The organism is Paenibacillus terreus, assembly GCF_042138595.1.
Classification (GTDB): Bacteria; Bacillota; Bacilli; order Paenibacillales; family Paenibacillaceae; genus Paenibacillus; species Paenibacillus terreus.
Genome location: NZ_JBHIRX010000016.1, coordinates 135,892 through 156,048 on the forward strand (window position 1 = coordinate 135,892; position 20,157 = coordinate 156,048).

The 20,157-nt window shown below is 50.5% G+C and carries 20 protein-coding genes and 1 tRNA gene; 13 read left to right on the forward strand and 8 right to left on the reverse strand.

Annotated features, from left to right (window positions below; all coding sequences use genetic code 11):
- Entirely contained in the window at positions 1-1,578 is a 1,578-nt protein-coding gene (locus ACE5KN_RS23840) for a glycoside hydrolase family 43 protein (RefSeq protein WP_375527787.1), read from the forward strand.
- Between the two features lie 105 nt (positions 1,579-1,683).
- On the opposite strand, the gene ACE5KN_RS23845 is transcribed toward ACE5KN_RS23840, so the two are convergent.
- Positions 1,684-2,256 (reverse strand): TetR/AcrR family transcriptional regulator, encoded by a 573-nt coding sequence (locus tag ACE5KN_RS23845; protein ID WP_375527764.1) that lies wholly within the window; start codon positions 2,254-2,256, stop codon positions 1,684-1,686.
- 190 nt (positions 2,257-2,446) lie between these two features.
- Here ACE5KN_RS23845 and ACE5KN_RS23850 point away from each other — a divergent pair, with 190 nt between their 5' ends.
- From ACE5KN_RS23850 to ACE5KN_RS23865, 4 genes are all read left to right on the forward strand, one after another.
- Positions 2,447-3,313, forward strand: a complete 867-nt coding sequence (locus ACE5KN_RS23850) for an alpha/beta fold hydrolase (RefSeq protein WP_375527765.1) — start codon at positions 2,447-2,449, stop codon at positions 3,311-3,313.
- Between the two features lie 275 nt (positions 3,314-3,588).
- The gene (locus ACE5KN_RS23855) at positions 3,589-4,335 is read left to right on the forward strand and encodes a DeoR/GlpR family DNA-binding transcription regulator (RefSeq protein WP_375527766.1); all 747 of its coding nucleotides are present in this window, start codon (positions 3,589-3,591) and stop codon (positions 4,333-4,335) included.
- A 2-nt stretch (positions 4,336-4,337) separates the two neighbouring features.
- Complete coding sequence (gene pfkB / locus ACE5KN_RS23860; RefSeq protein ID WP_375527767.1) at positions 4,338-5,249, forward strand: 1-phosphofructokinase; 912 nt, start codon at positions 4,338-4,340, stop codon at positions 5,247-5,249.
- 76 nt (positions 5,250-5,325) lie between these two features.
- Positions 5,326-7,242, forward strand: coding sequence for a PTS fructose transporter subunit IIABC (locus tag ACE5KN_RS23865; protein WP_375527768.1), 1,917 nt, complete (start codon positions 5,326-5,328; stop codon positions 7,240-7,242).
- 87 nt (positions 7,243-7,329) lie between these two features.
- Here ACE5KN_RS23865 and ACE5KN_RS23870 read toward each other — a convergent pair whose 3' ends face one another.
- Complete coding sequence (locus tag ACE5KN_RS23870) at positions 7,330-8,526, reverse strand: oxalate decarboxylase family bicupin (protein WP_375527769.1); 1,197 nt, start codon at positions 8,524-8,526, stop codon at positions 7,330-7,332.
- Between the two features lie 305 nt (positions 8,527-8,831).
- On the opposite strand from ACE5KN_RS23870, the gene ACE5KN_RS23875 reads away from it, so the two are divergent.
- Together ACE5KN_RS23875 and ACE5KN_RS23880 are read left to right on the forward strand one after the other, a co-directional pair.
- The gene (locus tag ACE5KN_RS23875) at positions 8,832-9,236 is read left to right on the forward strand and encodes a RidA family protein (protein WP_375527770.1); all 405 of its coding nucleotides are present in this window, start codon (positions 8,832-8,834) and stop codon (positions 9,234-9,236) included.
- Positions 9,237-9,327: 91 nt separating this feature from the next.
- Positions 9,328-9,813, forward strand: a complete 486-nt coding sequence (locus ACE5KN_RS23880) for a MarR family transcriptional regulator (protein ID WP_375527771.1) — start codon at positions 9,328-9,330, stop codon at positions 9,811-9,813.
- 45 nt (positions 9,814-9,858) lie between these two features.
- Here the strand turns inward: ACE5KN_RS23880 and ACE5KN_RS23885 are convergent, their stop codons facing one another.
- On the reverse strand, positions 9,859-10,845 hold the full coding sequence (locus tag ACE5KN_RS23885) for a bile acid:sodium symporter family protein (protein ID WP_375527772.1): 987 nt from the start codon (positions 10,843-10,845) through the stop codon (positions 9,859-9,861).
- A 141-nt stretch (positions 10,846-10,986) separates the two neighbouring features.
- Here ACE5KN_RS23885 and ACE5KN_RS23890 point away from each other — a divergent pair, with 141 nt between their 5' ends.
- Entirely contained in the window at positions 10,987-11,316 is a 330-nt protein-coding gene (locus ACE5KN_RS23890) for a hypothetical protein (RefSeq protein ID WP_375527773.1), read from the forward strand.
- Positions 11,317-11,343: 27 nt separating this feature from the next.
- Here the strand turns inward: ACE5KN_RS23890 and ACE5KN_RS23895 are convergent, their stop codons facing one another.
- Positions 11,344-12,186, reverse strand: a complete 843-nt coding sequence (locus ACE5KN_RS23895) for a helix-turn-helix transcriptional regulator (RefSeq protein ID WP_375527774.1) — start codon at positions 12,184-12,186, stop codon at positions 11,344-11,346.
- A 226-nt stretch (positions 12,187-12,412) separates the two neighbouring features.
- Between ACE5KN_RS23895 and ACE5KN_RS23900 the strand changes: the two genes are divergently transcribed.
- From ACE5KN_RS23900 to ACE5KN_RS23920, 5 genes are all read left to right on the forward strand, one after another.
- Complete coding sequence (locus ACE5KN_RS23900) at positions 12,413-13,576, forward strand: Gfo/Idh/MocA family protein (protein ID WP_375527775.1); 1,164 nt, start codon at positions 12,413-12,415, stop codon at positions 13,574-13,576.
- Positions 13,577-13,628: 52 nt separating this feature from the next.
- Complete coding sequence (locus tag ACE5KN_RS23905) at positions 13,629-14,477, forward strand: sugar phosphate isomerase/epimerase family protein (RefSeq protein ID WP_375527776.1); 849 nt, start codon at positions 13,629-13,631, stop codon at positions 14,475-14,477.
- Positions 14,478-14,481: 4 nt separating this feature from the next.
- Positions 14,482-15,576 (forward strand): Gfo/Idh/MocA family protein, encoded by a 1,095-nt coding sequence (locus tag ACE5KN_RS23910; protein WP_375527777.1) that lies wholly within the window; start codon positions 14,482-14,484, stop codon positions 15,574-15,576.
- Position 15,577: 1 nt separating this feature from the next.
- Positions 15,578-16,582 carry a Gfo/Idh/MocA family protein gene (locus ACE5KN_RS23915; RefSeq protein ID WP_375527778.1) on the forward strand — a complete coding sequence of 335 codons (1,005 nt, stop codon included), beginning with the start codon at positions 15,578-15,580 and terminating at the stop codon, positions 16,580-16,582.
- A 321-nt stretch (positions 16,583-16,903) separates the two neighbouring features.
- Positions 16,904-16,991 (forward strand) — tRNA-Leu (locus ACE5KN_RS23920).
- A gap of 2 nt (positions 16,992-16,993) precedes the next feature.
- Here the strand turns inward: ACE5KN_RS23920 and ACE5KN_RS23925 are convergent.
- From ACE5KN_RS23925 to ACE5KN_RS23940, 4 genes are all read right to left on the reverse strand, one after another.
- Positions 16,994-18,280 (reverse strand): site-specific integrase, encoded by a 1,287-nt coding sequence (locus ACE5KN_RS23925; RefSeq protein WP_375527779.1) that lies wholly within the window; start codon positions 18,278-18,280, stop codon positions 16,994-16,996.
- A gap of 76 nt (positions 18,281-18,356) precedes the next feature.
- Positions 18,357-18,602, reverse strand: a complete 246-nt coding sequence (locus ACE5KN_RS23930; protein WP_375527780.1) for a helix-turn-helix domain-containing protein — start codon at positions 18,600-18,602, stop codon at positions 18,357-18,359.
- Positions 18,603-19,634: 1,032 nt separating this feature from the next.
- Positions 19,635-19,835, reverse strand: coding sequence for a helix-turn-helix domain-containing protein (locus ACE5KN_RS23935; RefSeq protein ID WP_375533168.1), 201 nt, complete (start codon positions 19,833-19,835; stop codon positions 19,635-19,637).
- Positions 19,836-19,905: 70 nt separating this feature from the next.
- Positions 19,906-20,157, reverse strand: a 252-nt coding sequence (locus ACE5KN_RS23940) for a sigma factor-like helix-turn-helix DNA-binding protein (RefSeq protein WP_375533169.1), incomplete at its 5' end; no start/stop codon positions are given.

Below are 20,157 nucleotides of genomic sequence, written 5' to 3' on the forward strand. Positions count from 1 at the left end.
ATGATCGAGAATCCGATTTTGCGAGGCTTTAATCCCGATCCGTGCATCGTGCGGGCCGGGGAAATGTACTATATCGTCGTCTCGTCCTTTGAATGGCTGCCCGGTGTGCGTGTGTATCAATCCCGGGATCTGGTGAATTGGGATCATTGCACCGATATTTTGACAGACCAGATCGATCTGCGGGGCAACCCGAAGAACTGCAGCATCTGGGCCCCCCAGCTAAGCTATCATGGTGAGCTTTTCTATCTCGTATATACGGACGTGAAGAGCACCCGGCGTCCTTTCAAGGATGCCCACAATTTCCTGATCACCGCCCCTTCGATTGATGGTCCATGGTCGGAGCCTGTATATCTGAACAGCAGCGGCTTCGATCCTTCATTGTTCCATGATGAGGACGGCCGTAAATGGCTGCTTAACGCCCTGTGGGATTATCGAATCAAGGAACCCAATAAATCGAGCGGCATTGTTATGCAGGAATATGATAGCGTGCAGCAGCGTTTAATCGGTGAGCCGCTCAAAATTTTTGATGGGACATGGTTAAAGAAAACGGAAGCACCCCACATTTACAAGCAGAACGGTTACTACTACCTGATTACAGCAGAGGGCGGAACAGGCTCCGGTCATGCGGTCACCGTGGCAAGATCGCGGGAGCTGTCCGGCCCCTACGAGGTGGATCCCCGCAATCCGATGCTGACTTCGCGGGACAATCCTGAGCTGGAGCTGCAGTGTGCGGGACATGGAAGCCTTGTGCAGACTCCGGGCGGAGAATGGTACATGGCGCATCTATGCACCCGGCCCATGGAAGGAAAGTACGCGATTCTGGGACGGGAGACCGCACTGCAGCAGGTCTTTTGGGACAGCGACGGCTGGCTGCGCCTGACGGCAGGCGGCAATACGCCGCAGCTGCACGTCCCGCTGCCTGAAGGGGGAAACCCGGACGAGGATGCGCAGCGACAGAACCGGGATTTCTCGGATGAATTTGATGGTACGCAACTAAAAAAAGGCTGGAATACATTGCGCATATTAGTGGATGAAAGCTGGTGCTCGCTGGCCGCTCGCCCAGGTTATCTCAGAGTGACCGCCGGTGAGTCGGTGCAAAGCCTTTTCCGGCATCGCTTGCTTGCCATCCGCCAGACGGATAAACGGTTTCGGGCGGAAACGGTGCTGGAGTATGATTCCCGGAGCTATTTGCAAATGGCCGGACTGCTGCTCTATTTGAATGATGAGAATTATCTGTATGCCTGTGTCAGCCGGGATGAAACGTTGGGAAAGGTGCTCCGGATGATGAAATGCGAAGGGGATCAATTTACGCTGCTGCCAGAAGCAGTGGCCATTGACGAGCATGTGCCCGTTCATTTGGCTGTGGAGGCGAATGAGACGGATGCGCAGTTTTACTACCGGATTGGGGCGAATGCCGATTCCAATGCATGGAAGCCTCTTCTTGAGCAGCAGCGGATCAGCTTCCTGTCCGGGGGCTTCACGGGCAATTTCATCGGCATTGGCGCTCACGATATGCAGCAGTTTGCAGGCAGCCATGCTGATTTTGCCAGCTTCCGTTATTATGGAAAGGATGAATAGATACCAACCTTTTTATTCAACAGCTGGCAGGAAAAGAGCGGCCGGGCAACCGGGCAAAGACGGTACTTTGTACCGTCTAATTTTTTTGTGCTGTCTTATACAATTTCAGTCCGATTTGATGAAGTGATCGATAATAATTCTGGCAGATTCTTGTGCATGTAGGGCGGGCTTAGGATCGGTTTGTAACATCGCCGTTGTAATAGCTCCTTCAACTAGCAAAAATAAACCATTAGCTAATGCTTCCGGATCTGATACATTACATTGATCAATAAGAGAAGCGATATAATGGCGCAAAAATAACTTGTAATGATGGGCCGCCTCATAGTAAGGATGGGAATGATCGGTAAACTCTGATGCCGTCTTAATGAATGCACATCCATTGAACTCCGGTTCCTCGAACCACTCGCCTAATACGTCGAAAACCGCTAATAATTTATCCTTTGGGTTTTTTCCTTGTTTATTAACAGACTCCTCGAACCATGTTCTCCATTCATCATCCTGCCTCATTAGATAAGCAAGTACAAGATCATCCTTGGATTGAAAATGATTGTAAAGTGTCATCTTGGCAACATTTGATTCCGAAACGACCTGGTCAACGCCGGTTGCTCGAATTCCTTGTTTATTAAACAAGTCGGAAGCGACTTTAAGAATATGTTCTTTTTTACTTTTATTAGCCATATGATCCCCTCTTTTTCGAAAGAAACTAAAAGGTATACAGACCTGTCTAGTTATTATAAAGCGCTGTAAAACGATAAGCAAATTAAAAAAATATTTAAAAAGGTTGAAACTATACAGACCTGTATGTATAATTTAAGTCGCCAGAGCAGTTAACCTGCTGAATCGCAAATAAAATGAAGAGGTGAGTCTCATGAGCGTAAAACACAGTTTTGCCCAAGTTAACGGTTTGAATATTTTTTATCGGGAAGCAGGAAGCAGGGTGAATCCAACAATTCTCTTATTGCATGGATTCCCGTCGTCGTCACACATGTACAGAAATCTTATTGTTCAACTTGAAGATCGTTACCATATCGTCGCGCCGGACTATCCGGGCTTTGGTAACAGCGATCAGCCCTTAATTTCGGAGTTTACTTATACGTTCGACAACCTTGCAAGTCTGATTAACGAATTTGTGGAACAATTGAACCTGGACAAATACAGCATTTATGTTCATGACTATGGTGCTCCGGTCGGTTTCCGTTTGGCCAGTATGCATCCGGAACGAGTTCAAGCGATCATTTCGCAAAATGGAAATGCTTATGAAGAAGGGCTAGAGCCAGCCTGGGAGCCGATCCGTGCCTTATGGAAAGATCCAGCCGACAGTGCAATCCGTGAGAATGTACTTAATCTGCTTACACTGGAATTCACGAAATATCAGTACGTAAACGGAACCCGTAATCCTGAGATGATCAGCCCTGATGCCTGGAATATGGATCAAATCGCCCTTGACCGGCCAGGGAATAACGACATCCAGTTGGCACTCTATTATGATTATCAGAACAATTTGAAGCAATATCCAATCTGGCATGATTACTTTAAGACATACCAGCCACCGATGCTGGTTGCATGGGGGAAAAATGACATCTTCTTTGGTCCGGCAGGAGCGCTTGCTTACCAAAAGCATTTAGATGATGTAGAGATCCATCTGTTAAATACGGGTCACTTTCCACTTGAAGAAGAACTGGAGCTCAGTGCAACCCTGATTCGAAATTTTCTGGCAAAACGGTTAACTCATTAAATTAATTATACAGACCTGTCTGTTTATTGGCTGCGATGATTATACAAGGTGCTCCATTCATATGGGGCACTTTTTTTACATGAATAAAGAATAAAGTATATAGAAAATCATTCTTTTGAATCCTAACATTGTAAGATAACCCACAATCATGGTTGATCCAGTTCACTAATTTGTAAAATAACCCGTTCGATCTGAGTATTTCTGAAGTTTTTTGAAGGAAAGTGATTGTTTTTTGGCGAAAATATGATACGATATGTTCAGTTGGAGGAGTGACCATGCTGACAGAGGAAAGATATAAGTTAATTTTAGAGCGCTTACAAGTTAACGGTGTTGTAAAATTGCAGCAGCTGGTTGAGGAGCTTGGCGCTTCGGAATCGACGATCCGCCGTGATCTGATCGATCTTGAAAGCCGTCAGCTGCTCAAGCGTGTGCATGGAGGAGCGGCCCTGCTTAACCAGAAAAGCCAGGAGCCGGGGATGGATGAGAAAACGTTCAAAAACGTTCAACAAAAAAACGTCATCGGTCATCTGGCAGCACGGGAAATACGTGACGGGGAATGCATTTATCTGGATGCGGGTACAACTACATTAGCGATGATTCCTCATATCGAGGCCAAGGACGTAACCGTGGTGACGAATGGATTGTCCCATGTCGAAGCACTGGTGAGCAAACAGATTCGCAGCTATTTGCTGGGCGGAATGATGAAGATGCATACGAAAGCCGTCATCGGCAGCATTGCTCTCCAGAATCTGGACAATTTCCGGTTTGATAAATGCTTCATCGGCACGAACGGGGTGGATGCCGAAATGGGCTACACCACGCCCGATCCGGAGGAGGCGTTAATCAAACGGCGTGCGCACGATCTGTCAAGCAAAACTTATGTGCTGGCGGATTCCAGCAAGATCGGCGAGGTGACTTTTGCCAAACTTTTTGAGCTGAGGGCAGGTGTGCTGATAACGGAATTCGTGCCGGAGCGCTGGCGCCGGGCGATTGCCCAGAAAACTAAAATAATAGAGGGATAACCATGATATATACTGTGACGCTTAACCCTTCCATCGATTACATCGTAGAAGTTGAAGACGTAAAGCTGGGCGGCCTGAACCGGATGAGAAGGGATTTGAAGCTGCCCGGAGGCAAAGGCATTAACGTATCGCGCGTGCTGAAGCAGCTGGGCGCGGAGAATACGGCGATTGGCTTTCTCGGCGGTTTCACCGGACGTTTTATCGACGATAAGCTGCGCGAGGATTCCATTCGAACCGATTTTGTAACGGTCCGGGGCGACACTCGCATCAACATCAAGCTTAAACACGGGGACGAGACAGAGATTAACGGACTTGGACCGGATATCAGTCCGGAGGAAGCCGACGGGCTGCTGCACAAGCTGTCTGCGCTGCACGAGGATGACATCGTCATCCTGTCCGGAAGCATACCGCCTTCGCTGGGCGGGGATTTTTACGAGCGGCTGATCGGCGCATGTCGGCAAGCGGGTGCGGAATTTGTGATTGATACGACAGGCGAAGCCTTGATGAAAGCGCTTGTTCACAAGCCGCTGCTCGTCAAACCGAATCATCATGAACTGGCGGAGCTGTTCGGCGTCGAGCTTCACACACGTGAGGAGATCGCCGCCTATGGTCGCAAGCTGCTGGAGGCAGGCGCCAAGAATGTGCTGATTTCCATGGCTGGTGAAGGGGCGTTGCTTATTACAGCGGATAAGGTATATCACGCAACCGCACCAAAGGGGACGGTGAAGAATTCTGTCGGAGCAGGCGATTCCATGATCGCGGGTTTCGTCGGGACCTATGTGCTGAACAGCGATCCGCTGGAGGCTTTCCGCACAGGAGTCGCTTCCGGCAGTGCGACGGCTTTTTCCGACGATCTGGCCGTCCGTTCGCTGATCGAGCAGCTGCTGCCGCAGGTAAAGATTTCAGAGTGTTAAGAATTGGGGAGGCAGACAAGGCTGCGGCCTTGCTGCCGGTCCAGGTGTTGAACCAACTCAAGGGGAGTGCGAAAACATGAGAATTACAGATCTGATGATTAAAGAAACGATGATCATGGATATGCAGGCGACGACCAAGGAAGCCGCCATCGACGAATTGATCGCGAGCCTGGCCGCCAGCGGCCGGATCAACGATCCGGTCCTGTTCAAAGAAATGATCCTGAAGCGCGAAGGGGAATCGAGCACAGGAATCGGCAACGGCATTGCCATGCCGCATGCCAAAACGAAAGCAGTCAACGAACCGACCGTAGTATTCGGAAAGAGCAGCAAAGGTGTGGAATACGAATCCCTGGACGGTCAGTCTGCGAAAATATTTTTTATGATTGCTGCTCCGGAAGGAGCAGGCAATACACATCTTCGAACCTTGGCAGCTCTATCCAGGCTGTTAATTGATAGCGATTTCATCGACAAGCTGATGAATACACGAACTCCGGATGAAGTAGCGGCTCTGTTCGATGCCCGGCAATCGGAAGAGGCGGAGAAAGAAAGCGGAGCAAAGAAAGCTTCTTCTCAGCCGACACCTGCGGATGTGACAAAAGCAGCTTCGGAATCCGAGGACTTCGTCGTTGCGGTAACCGCGTGTCCAACAGGCATCGCTCATACGTTTATGGCAGAGGACGCGCTATTGAAGAAGGCAGCGGAGATGGGCGTGCAAATCCGGGTTGAGACCAACGGCTCGGAGGGTGCGCAAAACGTGCTGACTCCGGATGAAATCCGGCGTGCAAAAGGCGTCATTGTCGCGGCGGATAAGAAGGTGGACATGGACCGCTTTGACGGCAAGCCTGTGCTGCAAAGACCCGTCAGCGACGGTATCCGTAAGCCGCAGGAGCTGATTTCGAAAGCGTTAAAAGGAGAAGCACCAATCTACCGCAGCGAGGGCGGAAGCACCGCGGGCGGCAAAAACGAGGAAAAAGGCAGCCTAGGCAGCAAAATATATAAAGACCTGATGAACGGGATTTCCCACATGCTTCCTTTCGTCGTGGGCGGCGGGATTTTGCTGGCAATCTCCTTCCTGATCGAGCAGGTTGCGGGTGCGGACAGTCCGCTGTTCCAGCTGCTGCAGACGATTGGCGGCGGTGACGGGGCCTTCCACTTCCTGATTCCCGTTCTGGCCGGCTTTATCGCGATCAGCATTGGAGACCGTCCGGCACTGATGCCGGGTATGGTCGGCGGCCTCATGGCCGTGAACTCCAATGCCGGTTTCCTTGGCGGTCTGGCAGCAGGTTTCCTGGCAGGTTATGTGGTCATCTGGCTGCGTAAAGCGCTGTCCGGTCTGCCGAAATCACTGGAAGGCTTGAAGCCGATCCTGCTGTATCCAGTACTCGGCCTGCTGATCGCAGGTACGATCATGTTTTACATTTTCGACCCGATTTTCGGTTCAATCAACACCTGGCTGGTAGGAGCCTTGAACAATCTGGGTACAGGCAACGCTGTTCTGCTCGGTCTTGTTCTCGGCGGTATGATGTCCATCGATATGGGCGGACCATTCAATAAAGCGGCTTATGCGTTTGCCATCGGCGTATTTACGTCCAGCGGCAATACGAACGGCATGATGATGGCGGCTGTTATGGCAGGGGGCATGGTGCCTCCGCTGGCGATCGCCCTGGCTACAACGTTCTTCAAGAACAAGTTTACGCAGCAAGAGCAAAAATCCGGTCTGACCAACTATGTGCTTGGCCTGTCCTTCATTACAGAAGGTGCGATTCCGTTTGCGGCGGCTGATCCGCTGCGCGTGCTCACCTCCTGTATCCTGGGCTCCGCGATTGCCGGAGGCCTGACACAGCTCTGGGGCATTAACATCCCGGCTCCGCACGGCGGCATTTTCGTAGCAGCACTTGCCAACCATGCTCTGCTCTTCCTGCTGGCTGTTGCAATTGGCGCAGTGGTCTCCGCGTTCGTCCTGGGACTGTGGAAAAAGAGAATTGAAGCATAATAAGACGCTGTATAAGTAAAAGCTTCCCCTTCACGCTAATGTGGAGGGGAAGCTTGTTTTTGTTCTGCAGATGCTCGCAGACACGGTCTATGACTTTTTTCCGTCTTGATCCGCAGTATATTTTACAACAGGCCATTTTACCTTGCGCAGGGCATTCAGCAGTTCTTCCTCCGCATTCAGATTGGACTTGACCAGTTCACGCGGGGTAAGGGCCATCCATTGGTTCAGCGATATATCCTCGAACCGGTCGCTTTTGAACATTTCCAGGAACCACAACGTTTCAGTCCCGGTATTTTGAATATAGTGGCCAAAGGCAAAGGGAACATAACCGACATCCCCTGCTCTGTAATCGAAGGTGCGGGCTGTACCGTTGGGAGCAAAAACCGTCATCCTTCCTTCACCGGTCAGGTAGTACTGCCACTCGTCCTGATTGGGATGCCAGTGAAGCTCTCTCATGGCGCCTGGTTTGATTTCAACCAGGGCGGCCGCAACGGTTTTGGACACAGGGAAATTTCTGGAGTCCGCAATGCGCACACTTCCCCCGGGAGTTCGCAGCGGAGGTTGTGCCAGCAGATGATGGGTGAAGCTTTGCGGAACCGTACCGTACGGGGATTGAATTTGCTCGGTTTCGATCGGGCCGGGTACTTCATCCTGATAAATATATACCTGGTGTGAGGGCCGGGTATCAAACACTTGCGGAGGAACGCCAAAATTGGCCGACAGCACGTCACTTGGCGTATGCGCAAACCAATCGGAGATCGATAATGTATGCAAGTCGGAGAAATTCCCGTCATCGAACACAAGCAGAAACTCGCATCCTGATTCCAGACCTTGAATGGAGTGCGGCAGACCTGGCGGGAAATACCAGAGATCGCCTGCATGAACGTCGGCTATAAAATTTCTGCCGTTCTGATCGACCGAAGTGATTCGGGCACTCCCCAGGATCATATAAGCCCATTCCGCCTGCTGATGCCAATGCAGCTCGCGCACCCCTCCCGGTGTCAGATACATATTTACACCCGCCAGCGTTGTGGCGACAGGCAGCTCACGGGCCGTGACCTCTCTGGACCACCCCCCATGGTTGAGTTTCATACTTGTGTCGGAAAACGAAAATTTCAGATTGGGCAGCAGGCCGCTGTCTGTGGAGGGAGGGACAAGCATATCGGGATTTTGTCTGTCCCGCAGAATATCCCGCGGGCCATAATCAGGACCGCCTGCCCCATCATCCCGAATCGGCTGCGGCACATTATAATGCTTTCCATCGCGCTGATGCTCGTTCCCCATGTATTTCAAGCTCCTTTCGTATGCAAAATGCAAGATTAGTCGGAGAACCCAATTCTTCAGAACAGCATATGAAGAGGCTTATCTATTTATGTGGCAAAGAGGCTTGATAGGGAAAGGGCGAAGGTAAAGTATAGTTCTGGAAAGCGTGTTACGGGTAGCATTGCGATGTTTTACCCGCAGGGCATTATGATTAGGCTTGAGGAAACGGTGTTTGCAGTATAACGAAAAATAACAAAATAGTTTCGGGCGAAACATTTTTGTGTTATTGTTGTTTTGTGCAAAACAAAAATGAAGGGATGAAATGCATGAAAAAAATAAACCCGTCCACGCTGGATCAAAGGTTCAGTCACCTAATCTCGCAAGTAGTGATTACACCACCGGCGAGTCTGGCTTTTATCTCCGGGCAGGTGGCACTTAACCGGGAAGGGGAGCTGGTCGGCCTGAATGATTACAGGCAGCAGGCTCTGCAGGTGTTCAAAAATATCAATTTGGCGCTGGAGGCGGCCGGGGCCGGACCTGAGCATGTGGTGCAAATGAAAATACATGTGGTCAATCACCGTGAAGAGCTGGTGGAGGTTATTTTCCAGGCAGGTTTTGAAGTATTTGGCGAGGAATGGCCGCTGACGGCCAGCACGCTTTTGGGAGTTCAGGCGCTTGGCATGCCGGATTGGCTGATTGAAGTGGATTGCATTGCGGCAATGATTAATTGATGTTGGAGAGCCATTTTGATTGCCTGATTGTTTTGTAGGAAACAATATGTATAATAAGGAGGATGAAACCAACCGGAGGAGTTTTCTATTCATGAAGGGAACCGATGTAACCAAAGAATGGATTTTTGAGCTGTTCATCAGACTGATCAGCCAGCAGGAAGCAAAGGATAGCATTATGACCTCACGGCTTGAGGAAGAAAAGGAAAAGGTGGAGAAGGAGCTCGGCTTACGTCTGAATCTCAACCTGTCGGACGTTCATATGATTGCCTGCATAGGGGATCATGAACCGATCAACGTCACTACGCTGTCCGAGAAACTGAATTTAACGAAGGGGTCGATTACCCGGATCAGCAGCAAGCTGCTTGAGCAGAGTTTGATTAGAAGAGAGCAGCTCAATGACAACAAGAAAGAGGTTTTCTTCCGTCTGACCCCGCGGGGAGAGCAGCTCCATCTTATCCATGACAAGCTTCACAAGGAAGTGGAACAGCGCTTTAAAAAAATGCTTGACAAGTACACGCCTGAACAGCTGGCTTTCGCCAAGGTGCTGCTGCAGGATCTGCTTGAATGGGAGTACTGAAGGAAAACAGCGCACGAGCCAATCACAAGGCCTGTGCGCTGTTTTTTAGGTTGAAATCTCTCCCGAAAGTGCGGCTTGATCCTGCTTCCTGTAAATAAACCGCAAGACCTGTGCATAGCTGGAGGCGAGAATTTGCTGGAACAGGGACCCGAGAATGACGGGAAGCACAACGGCAGGCGCAAAATAGGTCATGGCCAGCACCGTCCCTGCGCTGATGTTGCGCATGCCGCAATTAAAGGTCATCGCCACGGTGATGCCGCGGTCCCATTTGCAGAGCCGGGCTGCCAGCAGTCCAAAGAGATATCCTGAAGCGGCCACCAGCAAAATGACCAATGCAATCTGAACCAGCTTCCAGTCGAAATCCATCATATAAGGCGCGACCACCGAGCCGTTGATGGAGATGACGGCAACCAGCCCGATTTTACTGAACGGTGCAAGCAGGGGGCCAAGCCCAGTCTTGATCCGTCCTTTCGTCAAGTGGTTCAGGACCATGCCCAGCAGTGACGGGAGAACGACCATCCACAGCAGCCCTCTCATCATGCCGAGTGTATCGATCTGCACGTCGGCTCCGACCGAAATCTTCAGGGTGTAAGGCACGATAAACGGAGACAGGAACGTATCAATCAGGATGAGCGACAGGGTCACGGCAATATTGCCCTTGAACATGGATACCCACATAAAGCTTATGATTCCAGTGGGGATGGTAAAAGCAAGCAGAATGCCCGTAATCGTATACATATCCGCAGGAAAGAAAAGCGAACCCGCGGCCCAGCCGACCAAGGGCATCCATACATGAAGCAGCAGCAGGGATGCGAGCAGGGGCAGCGGACGCGCCAGCACTCTTTTCAGATCGCCAAAGCTGGAGCCCAGACTGCCGGCAAACGTCATAAAAGCGAATATCCACGGAACAAGTCCGGTATAAGGGCTCAGCCAGCGTGCCAGCAGGATGCCAAGCACGAGACTGCCCGGCGCGATCAGCGGAGTCCATTTTTCCATCACGGCGTTGATGCGGATCATATGAGTTCTTATCAAGGAATCGTCTCTCCAATCTGCTTTGAAAACGTGAGCGTTCGTACAACAATATTAATGGTATAATACACCTAATTAATAGAAGAATGATCATTCCGCCCAAATTTTTTAAAAAAAAGACACATGCAGAGGTGACAGAAGCAGATGGATGAGACGAAAAAATCTGTTCAAGCTATCAGCCAAAAGGTGGAGCAAGCCGTCAGGGAAGGCGTGCCCTATCATGTGGCCTTTGATGAATCTTTCATGACCGCCTACACCAATGCGCCATCCTTTACCCGGTTTCTGGAAGACAGCGGTCTTGGGGTCCGGACAGAGGACGAATGGGACCTGCTGGAACCGTCCGTACTGGACAAGTATGTCCGTGCCAGCACCTCATTTGCCACCTGGGAGGAGATGCAGAAAAAGGCCGGTGAAGTGTACCTGATGAAGCTGCTGGATTTACATAAACCGGACAGCCCCGGGGATGGAGAATAAATTATGAAGGTTAGTCACTATCCGGCTCTATGAATGAACTGATTCGTTGGTGGCCGCACGGTAGGCCTTCGGCGAGACACCAGCCAGCTGTTTGAATTTTCTGGAGAAATAGGCCAGCTCCATGCCCGTATGCTCCGCGATGTCGCTAATGCTCTTATCTGAGAAGGAAAGCAGACGCCTGGCTTCTTCCATCCTTTTTTCCAGCACATATCTCATGGGTGTCACGCCCATGTATTTTTTGAAGTAGGCGATAAAATAATTGGGATGCAGATGCATGATCTCCGCAAGCTGCTCCACCTCCAGCTGCTCATGCAGATGGCTGTTGATATACTGCAGCACACCGGCGAGATTGCTGTGCTCCGCCGGCAGGACGAATTCATGGATGAAGTCGGTATGCCCCTCCTCTTCGAAGCAGCAGGCCAGGATGGAGAGGACAGAGGCCTTCATTCTCAGCACAGAGTACACGCTGGGCCGGTTGAATTGTGTGATCGTATCGGCGAACAGGGAGCGAACGGCCGCAGGATCGGAAACCTCGGTGATGAAGAGCCGATTCGCGGCATGAAACAACGGCCATTCCCCGATGCGGGCGTCAAAATGGATAAAATAGCGGTCATACGGATTATGAACGGATGTCTCGGTGATCTGGCGGGTAAAGGCGGGCATCAGCATGACCTGATTGGCTCTGGGATAGTAGGGAACATCGTTAATCAGCACTTTGCCTTCGCCGCCGGCGATAAAGTAGAGCCTGTTGAATGCGGGTTTTTCTTCTGAACGGTTCCAGCCGGCATAAGTGCTGCGCTGCTGGGCATGGGTCACACTGACCGTCAGGCCGTCAAGCAGACTGCTGTAGAACGGGTTCGAGGCATCCATTGCCATCACACCTCCTGAGTCACGGCGAGTATATAAAGCAAGCTTGCTAAGACTTAACACGTTGTTTTGGTAGCGCTATCATTCATTATAGCAGATTTACCGGATTCATCTTAGTATCGTACAAAAACTTCTTAGTTGCGGTCATGTTCCCGGCTTAGTCCTCAGGCTACACTCAAGAAGTGCGGCGCAACGGATATTGGTTATGGAAGGGGAGGCTGAAACGAAAATGGAAAAGGTGCGATTTGGCATCATCGGCATCGGCAATATGGGAACTTCGCATGCCGTCAGTTTGAGTCATCATATACAAGGGGCGGAGCTGACCGCAGTGTGCGATGTGAACCCTGATCGTCTTCTCTGGGCGGAGCAGCACTTGCCTGATTCTGTACGCAGGTTCAACGATGTGGATGACTTTTTGGCTTCAGGAGCCATGGATGCGGTATTCATCGCCACGCCGCATTATGATCACCCGCCGCTTGCGGTGCAAGCTTTCCGGCATGGCTATCATGTGCTTGTGGAGAAGCCTGCCGGCGTGTACACAAAAGCGGTGCGTGAAATGAACGAGGCCGCGGCCGCCTCGGACAAAGTGTTCGGCATCATGTACAACCAGCGCACCAATCCGCTGTATCAGAAGCTGCGGGATTTGGTCCAGTCGGGGGAGCTTGGCGAGGTGCGCAGGATGAACTGGATTATTACGAATTGGTACCGCTCCCAAAGCTATTATGACTCCGGTGGCTGGAGAGCGACCTGGGCCGGGGAAGGGGGCGGTGTGCTTCTGAATCAGGACCCCCATCAGCTCGATTTGTGGCAATGGACGACAGGTTTGATGCCGGTGCGGATCAGAGCCTTCTGTCAATTTGGCAAATACCGCAATATTGAAGTGGAAGACGATGTGACGGCTTATGCGGAATATGAAAATGGAGCCACTGGCGTTTTTATTACAACAACCGGTGAAGCGCCGGGCACGAACCGCTTCGAGGTGACGGGGGATCGCGGCAAAATCGTGGCCGAGGACGGCAAGCTGACGTTCTGGAGGCTGCGGACCCCGGAACCTGAATTTAACGCGAGCTATCGGGGGGGATTCGGCAGTCCGGAGTGCTGGAAATGTGAAATTCCATTGAGCGGCGGGGAAGGAACGCAGCACAGGGGCATTCTGCAAAATTTCACCAATGCGATTCTTCATGGGGAAAAGCTGCTTGCACCGGGTGAGGAGGGTATTCTCGGACTGACATTATCCAACGCCATGCATCTGTCTACCTGGGTTGACGATTGGGTCAGTCTTCCTCTGGATGAGCAGCTGTACGCGGATATGCTGGATGAGCGAATCCGCAGTTCCTCCTTCCGTAAAGACGGGGGAGCCGGTGTTGTTTTGGATGTGTCAGGTTCACATTAGGCGCACGAATCAGGGGATAAATCCATGTCTCTATCAAAAGGAGTGACGAATTATGAAGCTATCCGTATTTACGGTAGCCACACCTGAACTTACGCCGGAGCAGCTGGCAGACGCCGCCAAGGCAGCAGGGCTCAACGGGGTGGAATGGAGGTACCGGGAGGTTCCCCCGGATGCGGCGGACGAGCAGCCCTCGTATTGGCGCAATAACCGCTGCTCTATCGATCCGCGGCTTTCTGGAGAGGAATTGCTGAAGCTTAGGGAAATCACGGTATCCAGGGGGCTCAAGGTGGCGGGATTGATGCCTTATCTGCAGGTGGGAGATCTGGAAGCGGCGGAGCAGGCCTTTTATGCGGCAAGTCAATTAGGAGCAGAACTGATTCGTGTCGGTGTCGCTGGATATGACGGAACCACACCTTACCCCGGGTTATATGATAAGACGGTGAAGTATCTGAAGGAGGTCGAAGTGCTGGCCAAGCGTTATGGCATCAAAGGGCTGGTAGAAACCCATCACAGAACGATCGCGCCGAGCGCATCCCTGGCTTACCGCCTTGTCAGCGGCTGCAACCCCGATTATATCGGAGTCCTCTACGATCCGGGCAACATGGTGTACGAAGGGTATGAACCGTTCCAATTGGGCATGGAGCTGCTGGGCCCTTATCTGGCGCATGTTCATATCAAGAACGCGGCCTGGAAGCAGGAAGGGCGGAGAGCAGACGGGACTGCGCGCTGGTCGGCGGGCTGGTCCCCGCTGGAAGAAGGGATGATCGATTATACAGAAGTGCTGCAAGCTCTGAAAGCCATCCGCTATGAAGGTTATCTCGGTATTGAAGATTTTAGCGGACAATATGATTCACGGCAGCTTCTGAAAGCATTTGCCGATTTTGTGCGGGAGAGGATGTGAGCGTATGGCTGAAAGCAGACAGGATGGCATGAATTATGCGCCGCAGGGGAAACCTGCTCCGGTCGTTCGCCCCGGTGAATTTGTGATCGCGGCGGCGGCGCTGGATCATGGTCATATTTACGGCATGGTCAATGGTTTGACGGAAGCGGGCGCGACCCTGAAATGGGTATATGACCCCGATCCCGTGAAGGTAAGCCAATTCAGGGAAAAGTTCCCGGAGGCCAGATGGGCGGCAAGCCTTGAGGAAGTGCTGGCTGATCCCGAGGTTCGCCTGGTGGCCGCCGCGGCCGTGCCGTCCGAGCGATGTGCGCTTGGTTTGCAGGTTATGGACGCGGGCAAGGACTATTTTACCGACAAGGCTCCGTTCACTTCGCTGCAGCAGCTTGAAAGCGCGCGCCGGAAAGCGGCGGCAACGGGCAGAAAATATGCCGTCTATTACAGCGAAAGAATTCATGTGGAAGCCGCCGTATTCGCCGGGCAGCTTGTGCAGCAGGGGGCGATTGGGCGTGTGCTGCAGGTGACCGGTTTTGGCCCGCACCGTCTGAATGCCGCTGCCCGGCCGGAGTGGTTTTTCCGCAAGCAAAATTACGGCGGCATTCTCTGCGATATCGGAAGCCATCAAATCGAGCAGTTTCTCTATTTTACAGGCAACCGGGACGCCAAAGTGCTGCACAGTAAAGTGGCCAACTACAATCATCCGCAATATCCCGAGCTGGAGGATTACGGGGATGCGACACTGCTTGGAGATAATGGCAGCACCCACTACTTCCGGGTGGACTGGTTCACACCGGACGGCCTGGGGACGTGGGGAGACGGAAGGACCTTTATCCTCGGCACGGAAGGAACCATCGAGCTGCGCAAATATATTGATGTCGCCAGAAGCCCGCAGGGCAATCATGTATTTCTGGTCAATGGGGATGGGGAGCAGCACTTTGAAGTCAGCGGCAAAGTAGGCTATCCCTACTTTGGCGAGCTGATTCTGGACTGCTTGCACCGTACGGAGAATGCCATGACGCAGGAGCATGCGTTCAAGGCGGCGGAGCTGTGCCTTCAGGCACAGGAGATGGCGCTGCGGGTTGCGGCAGAACAGGAGGTATGACATGAAGCAGCTGGGTGCGGCCATTATCGGCTGCGGCAGCATTTATCCGCTGCATGCCCAGTCGGTCAGCGAGATGGAGGATGTGTCGCTGCGGCTGCTGGTGGACCGGGACCGGAAGAAGGCGGAAGCCGCCGCAGCGGAATATGGGGCCGAGGCAGCAGATGATTACCGTGATATTTTGACGCGGGAGGACATCGGTGTGGTTCATCTGTGCACTCCGCATCACGAACATGCCGGATTGGCTGTCGAGCTGCTGGCGGCCGGGAAGCATGTCGTGACAGAAAAGCCGATCGCCGAAAGTATCGAAGCAGGGGAACGGATGGTGCAAGCCGCTGCCGGCAGTACGGCACAGCTAGGTGTGGTGCTGCAGAACAGATATAACGACTCCTCGCAAACGATCCGCAGAATCATTGACTCTGGCGAGCTGGGCCGGTTAATTGGCATGAAGGGCATCGTGACCTGGCACCGGGATGAAGCCTATTATGCAAGGAGCGATTGGAGAGGGCAATGGGCGACAGAAGGCGGCGGCGTGCTGATCAATCAGGCCATCCATACGCTGGATCTGCTGCAGTGGTTTGGTGGACTGGTGGAATCCGTTAGGGGCAGCATTACGACGGACGTGCTGGAAGGCGTAATTGAAGTGGAGGATACAGCCCACGCTCACTTCCGGTTCACCAGCGGAGCGACAGCGGTTTTGTATGCCACGAACGCTTATGCGGTGAATTCACCGGTGGAGCTGGAGATCGTATTCGAACAAGGCACCCTTTATCAGCGAAGGGATTGTCTGTACCTGTATAGAGGCGGGAAGGAGACGCTGCTGTGTGAGCCGCCGCTCGCCATCACCGGCGCCAAAAGCTATTGGGGAACCAGTCACAGGCTGATGATCCGCGATTTTTATACACATATTCGGGAAGGAAAGAAATTTTGGCTGGACGGTGCCGAGGGTATCCAATCGCTCAGACTGGTGAAGCAAATTTATGAATCCTCCCGTTCCGCCCGCGTTTAAAAGGGTGCGAAACAGCGAAAGCAGGTGTTTCTTCCTGATGTGGAAGGGATGCACCTGCTTTTCTGCTTAATTAAACTTATAAAAAAGTTCTTGCTTTCTGGCTTGCTTGGGTGTATATTATTAATTACGTGATTCATAGTTTTTCTTTTGATTATGCGGTCGTGGCGGAATTGGCAGACGCGCACGGTTCAGGTTCTAGTGCGGATGTCAAGGATTTGCCCTCAAAAGCCTTGGTGTTATGCTGTTTTTCGTAAGTAGTGGTTTCAAGTTCTCTCCTGTAGTTCTCTCCTTTTTCTAAGGAGTGATCGGAGAGGTAAAAATGCGGTCGTGGCGGAATTGGCAGACGCGCACGGTTCAGGTCCGTGTGGGCTAACCCCCCGTGGAGGTTCGAGTCCTCTCGACCGCACCAATTTAACAATGAACGAGCTCTTGAGTTTCCTGTTGCGGAGATTCGGGAGCTTTTTGCATACTCGGAATTTGCAAGGTATCGCACATCACTTGAGCCGAAGAAAGCTTTGAGCTGTATTCAAGATGAACATAAATGTTGGCGGTCGTGGAATAATGGCTATGCCCTAACCAAGCCTGAATTTCCTTTAAGCTGACACCGTTAGCAAGGAGTAAGCTGGCACAACTGTGTCGAAGATCGTGAAACCGAATCCTTCGTAAATTATGCTTTTTCAGGACGAGCGGAAAATGTTGAGTAATGTAACCCGGCTTAATTCGCTCTCCCAGCTTATTGACGTAAATATAGTCCTGATATTGGTTGCTGTAAGAGTCCTTGTACAACGTTCGATTTGCTTGTTGCTCTTTCAGCAGCCGCAAAAGCAGCTCTAGGAAGACGGGGACGAGCGGCAAAGTACGATAACTCGATTTGTTTTTGGCTCGGTCTTTTTCCACAATGATTTGTTTGCCCTCATACGACACAGGGACAACCGTGTGCTTAATGGTAATGGTCTGATGCTGAAAGTTGATGGCGTCCCATTTGAGCCCGACAATTTCACTTCGCCGTAGCCCGTAAAAAGCTGCCAAAATGACAGCCAACTCAACCGGATCGCCTTTCACGACTTCGAACAAATCGTTTAGTTCATCACTTGTGTAGTAGCTCCCAATAAATTGGTTCTTCTTGAGCCGCTTCACTTTGTCTGCGGAGTTCGAAGGTACCATGTCCATTTCAAAAGCATGTTGCAGCGCCTGTCGAATGTTGGCATGATAATGCAGTACGGTGTTGGTGGTCAGCCCAAATTCTTTCAAGACATACTGATAAAAATCGTGAAGGTGTTTGGGCTGCAGCTCTTTCAAATAAACCCCTTTTTCCCGGAAGTATGGGACAATTTTGGTGTTAACGGCAAAACTATAAGCTGAGTGGGTAGTGATCTCAACCTGATATTTCATCATTTCGAGCCATTCCAACATAAAGTCGGCGAATAAAATGTCGTCCTCTTCCAATTCTTTACTTTCTGTGTCATCCGTCTGCCTGTTTTTTTCTTCAGCAACCACCTCTTCTTCATTTTCCAAATTGGTTTCTGAGGGGGGAACGAAATTCTTGCGCGCCTCCAGCAACATGGTTTCCGCTTTTTTCTTGTTGCCTTTTACCGGAAGTTTGGTGGGAATCCATTTGCTTTTTCGTTTTCCGCCATCTTTGTAGTTCAGAACGATATAAAAAAGACCTTTTTTTTCCTGTAGGTGGCCTGCTACCATAAAAATGTCCCTCCTTGGTTAGCAACCCGATCTCCTACCATTGACACTGTTAATATACCATAGTACAACGGGTGATTCAATGCACTAAAGCGTCACAGTGAGTGGTGGGAGAATCGGTCATTATGCTGTGGAGGTAGGAGATAATATTGGCTTTGGGGATTTTATAAGATCTGCCGAATCTGAAATGATTGATTTTGTTTTCTTGAAGGAGTTTATAAGCCGATTTGGTGCTGATGCCACCGAGCATCTCGCATAGTTGCGGGACATTGACGACATCGGGGTAATCTTGAAACATCAGTTTTAATAGTTCAGGCGGGCACATTATCCAAAATCTCCTCTCTTAAATTATATTTTTATGTAGGAAGAAGGAGAAATAAGAGTAACAGAGAAATTGTGAAAATGGAAAAGATGATGAATACCTGTTTCAAGCTGCAGGTGGCAAACCTGCATCATAACTTCGGTTCTCCGAAGCTCCCCCTCATCCGAGCGGGCTACCCCCTATACCGTGACGTTGGCCGGGCAGAAGTATCATTATCCCTCTTGCCGGTGATCGCGATTCAACCCGCCACAGGTTGATTTCAGCCGGTAGTTGGTCGCTCGTGTGGGAACAGTCATGGCGCTACCACTTCGTCGCTTCCGCCGATAACGGAGGCCGAGGAATGTACTTGAAATAGGTAGTATGAACTTGTCAAGGAACATGAGTTAAATTTAGAGAAGTAAATACGGAAGATCAAAAATGATCTTCTACATTTTAAATGGGGTTTCATGTCAAAAAGGCAACCAAAGCAGTTCAAATGGTTGATTAAAAGTGGGGTTTCTTCCGTGCTGGATGAATGCATTTTAAAAACACCGGCCAGTGATACTAGCGATACCCTTCAGGAACTGAGGGCACAATATTGCATCTTAGGATGATTAAGGAGAGTGGTGTTACTGACGACAGAAAGGGCCGCCCTCATTCGCAAGGGTGGCTATCATAAGAGGTTACTGATTAATGTTCATTAGGGTGCAAAGTCGACTCTTTTGGCAGCAAAGTCAAAGTGGTTCGGCTACAAGCTCCATCTTACCGATGACATCGCAAGCGAGATACCCAAGGCGCCCTCGGTGATACCGGCTCATGTGAACGGGTGATATGGCTTCTGCTTAAATAGAACAAAAAGCTGATTCTACGTAAGTGAAGTTCTTTGTGCTGAATGTCGGTAATAATCAACTAAGCAACTTTAAGGCATAAGGGTTCTTTTCAGCTTCACATTATAAATAAGGTTGATTGACTTTTATTTCACGAAAGCTTACCTGCAGGAGAATGCTTAATGTAAAAAAATAAGCGCCGATTACGTATACGGCGCTTATTTGTATTTTAATGATAATACCGGTTAAGATCGAAGCGACGAACTGCAAGAATGAACTCCAGCATTAATTGTTGCCTGCAATCTTCATTAAGTCTCCCATTTTGTCTCGAGTACTTATTAATTAGCGGCTCGTAACGATGTATCAGTTCGGCCTCAGCCTGTGTATCGCCGTTTTGAGCGAGTTGAATCAGATCAATAACCTCACGCATAAACATACCCTCCTTTGATAAATGTTTTCATCACAAAAAAGAAGGAGGAGCACGTATGCGACAGAAAAAATTATGATTGGATCTCCAGGTGATTTTTAAGCTTCACCAGTACGTTTGATTTTGATTTAGTAATTGCTTGTCTCGTTACACCAATAAATTGAGCTATTTCCTTGTCTGTTTTGTCTTGAAAAAATTTCAGATATAGAACTCTTTTTTCTGAGAAGCTTAAAGTCTCAATGGCTTGAGAGAGTACTGCAAAATCTTCAAAAGTTATTGTAGTGCTTGTCCTAATGTTAATGGCGATTTTTGGCTCACATTCATC

Bases quoted from the DNA above. Each gene is read 5' to 3' on its own strand.
- pfkB (WP_375527767.1), top strand. From the start codon at position 4,338: ATGATATATACTGTGACGCTTAACCCTTCCATCGATTACATCGTAGAA.
- ACE5KN_RS23915 (WP_375527778.1), top strand. From the start codon at position 15,578: ATGAAGCAGCTGGGTGCGGCCATTATCGGCTGCGGCAGCATTTATCCG.
- ACE5KN_RS23895 (WP_375527774.1), bottom strand. From the start codon at position 12,186: ATGGATGCCTCGAACCCGTTCTACAGCAGTCTGCTTGACGGCCTGACG.
- ACE5KN_RS23890 (WP_375527773.1), top strand. From the start codon at position 10,987: ATGGATGAGACGAAAAAATCTGTTCAAGCTATCAGCCAAAAGGTGGAG.
- ACE5KN_RS23880 (WP_375527771.1), top strand. From the start codon at position 9,328: ATGAAGGGAACCGATGTAACCAAAGAATGGATTTTTGAGCTGTTCATC.
- ACE5KN_RS23905 (WP_375527776.1), top strand. From the start codon at position 13,629: ATGAAGCTATCCGTATTTACGGTAGCCACACCTGAACTTACGCCGGAG.
- ACE5KN_RS23845 (WP_375527764.1), bottom strand. From the start codon at position 2,256: ATGGCTAATAAAAGTAAAAAAGAACATATTCTTAAAGTCGCTTCCGAC.
- ACE5KN_RS23840 (WP_375527787.1), top strand. From the start codon at position 1: ATGATCGAGAATCCGATTTTGCGAGGCTTTAATCCCGATCCGTGCATC.
- ACE5KN_RS23900 (WP_375527775.1), top strand. From the start codon at position 12,413: ATGGAAAAGGTGCGATTTGGCATCATCGGCATCGGCAATATGGGAACT.
- ACE5KN_RS23925 (WP_375527779.1), bottom strand. From the start codon at position 18,280: ATGGTAGCAGGCCACCTACAGGAAAAAAAAGGTCTTTTTTATATCGTT.
- ACE5KN_RS23875 (WP_375527770.1), top strand. From the start codon at position 8,832: ATGAAAAAAATAAACCCGTCCACGCTGGATCAAAGGTTCAGTCACCTA.
- ACE5KN_RS23930 (WP_375527780.1), bottom strand. From the start codon at position 18,602: ATGTGCCCGCCTGAACTATTAAAACTGATGTTTCAAGATTACCCCGAT.
- ACE5KN_RS23910 (WP_375527777.1), top strand. From the start codon at position 14,482: ATGGCTGAAAGCAGACAGGATGGCATGAATTATGCGCCGCAGGGGAAA.
- ACE5KN_RS23850 (WP_375527765.1), top strand. From the start codon at position 2,447: ATGAGCGTAAAACACAGTTTTGCCCAAGTTAACGGTTTGAATATTTTT.
- ACE5KN_RS23865 (WP_375527768.1), top strand. From the start codon at position 5,326: ATGAGAATTACAGATCTGATGATTAAAGAAACGATGATCATGGATATG.
- ACE5KN_RS23935 (WP_375533168.1), bottom strand. From the start codon at position 19,835: ATGCGTGAGGTTATTGATCTGATTCAACTCGCTCAAAACGGCGATACA.
- ACE5KN_RS23870 (WP_375527769.1), bottom strand. From the start codon at position 8,526: ATGGGGAACGAGCATCAGCGCGATGGAAAGCATTATAATGTGCCGCAG.
- ACE5KN_RS23855 (WP_375527766.1), top strand. From the start codon at position 3,589: ATGCTGACAGAGGAAAGATATAAGTTAATTTTAGAGCGCTTACAAGTT.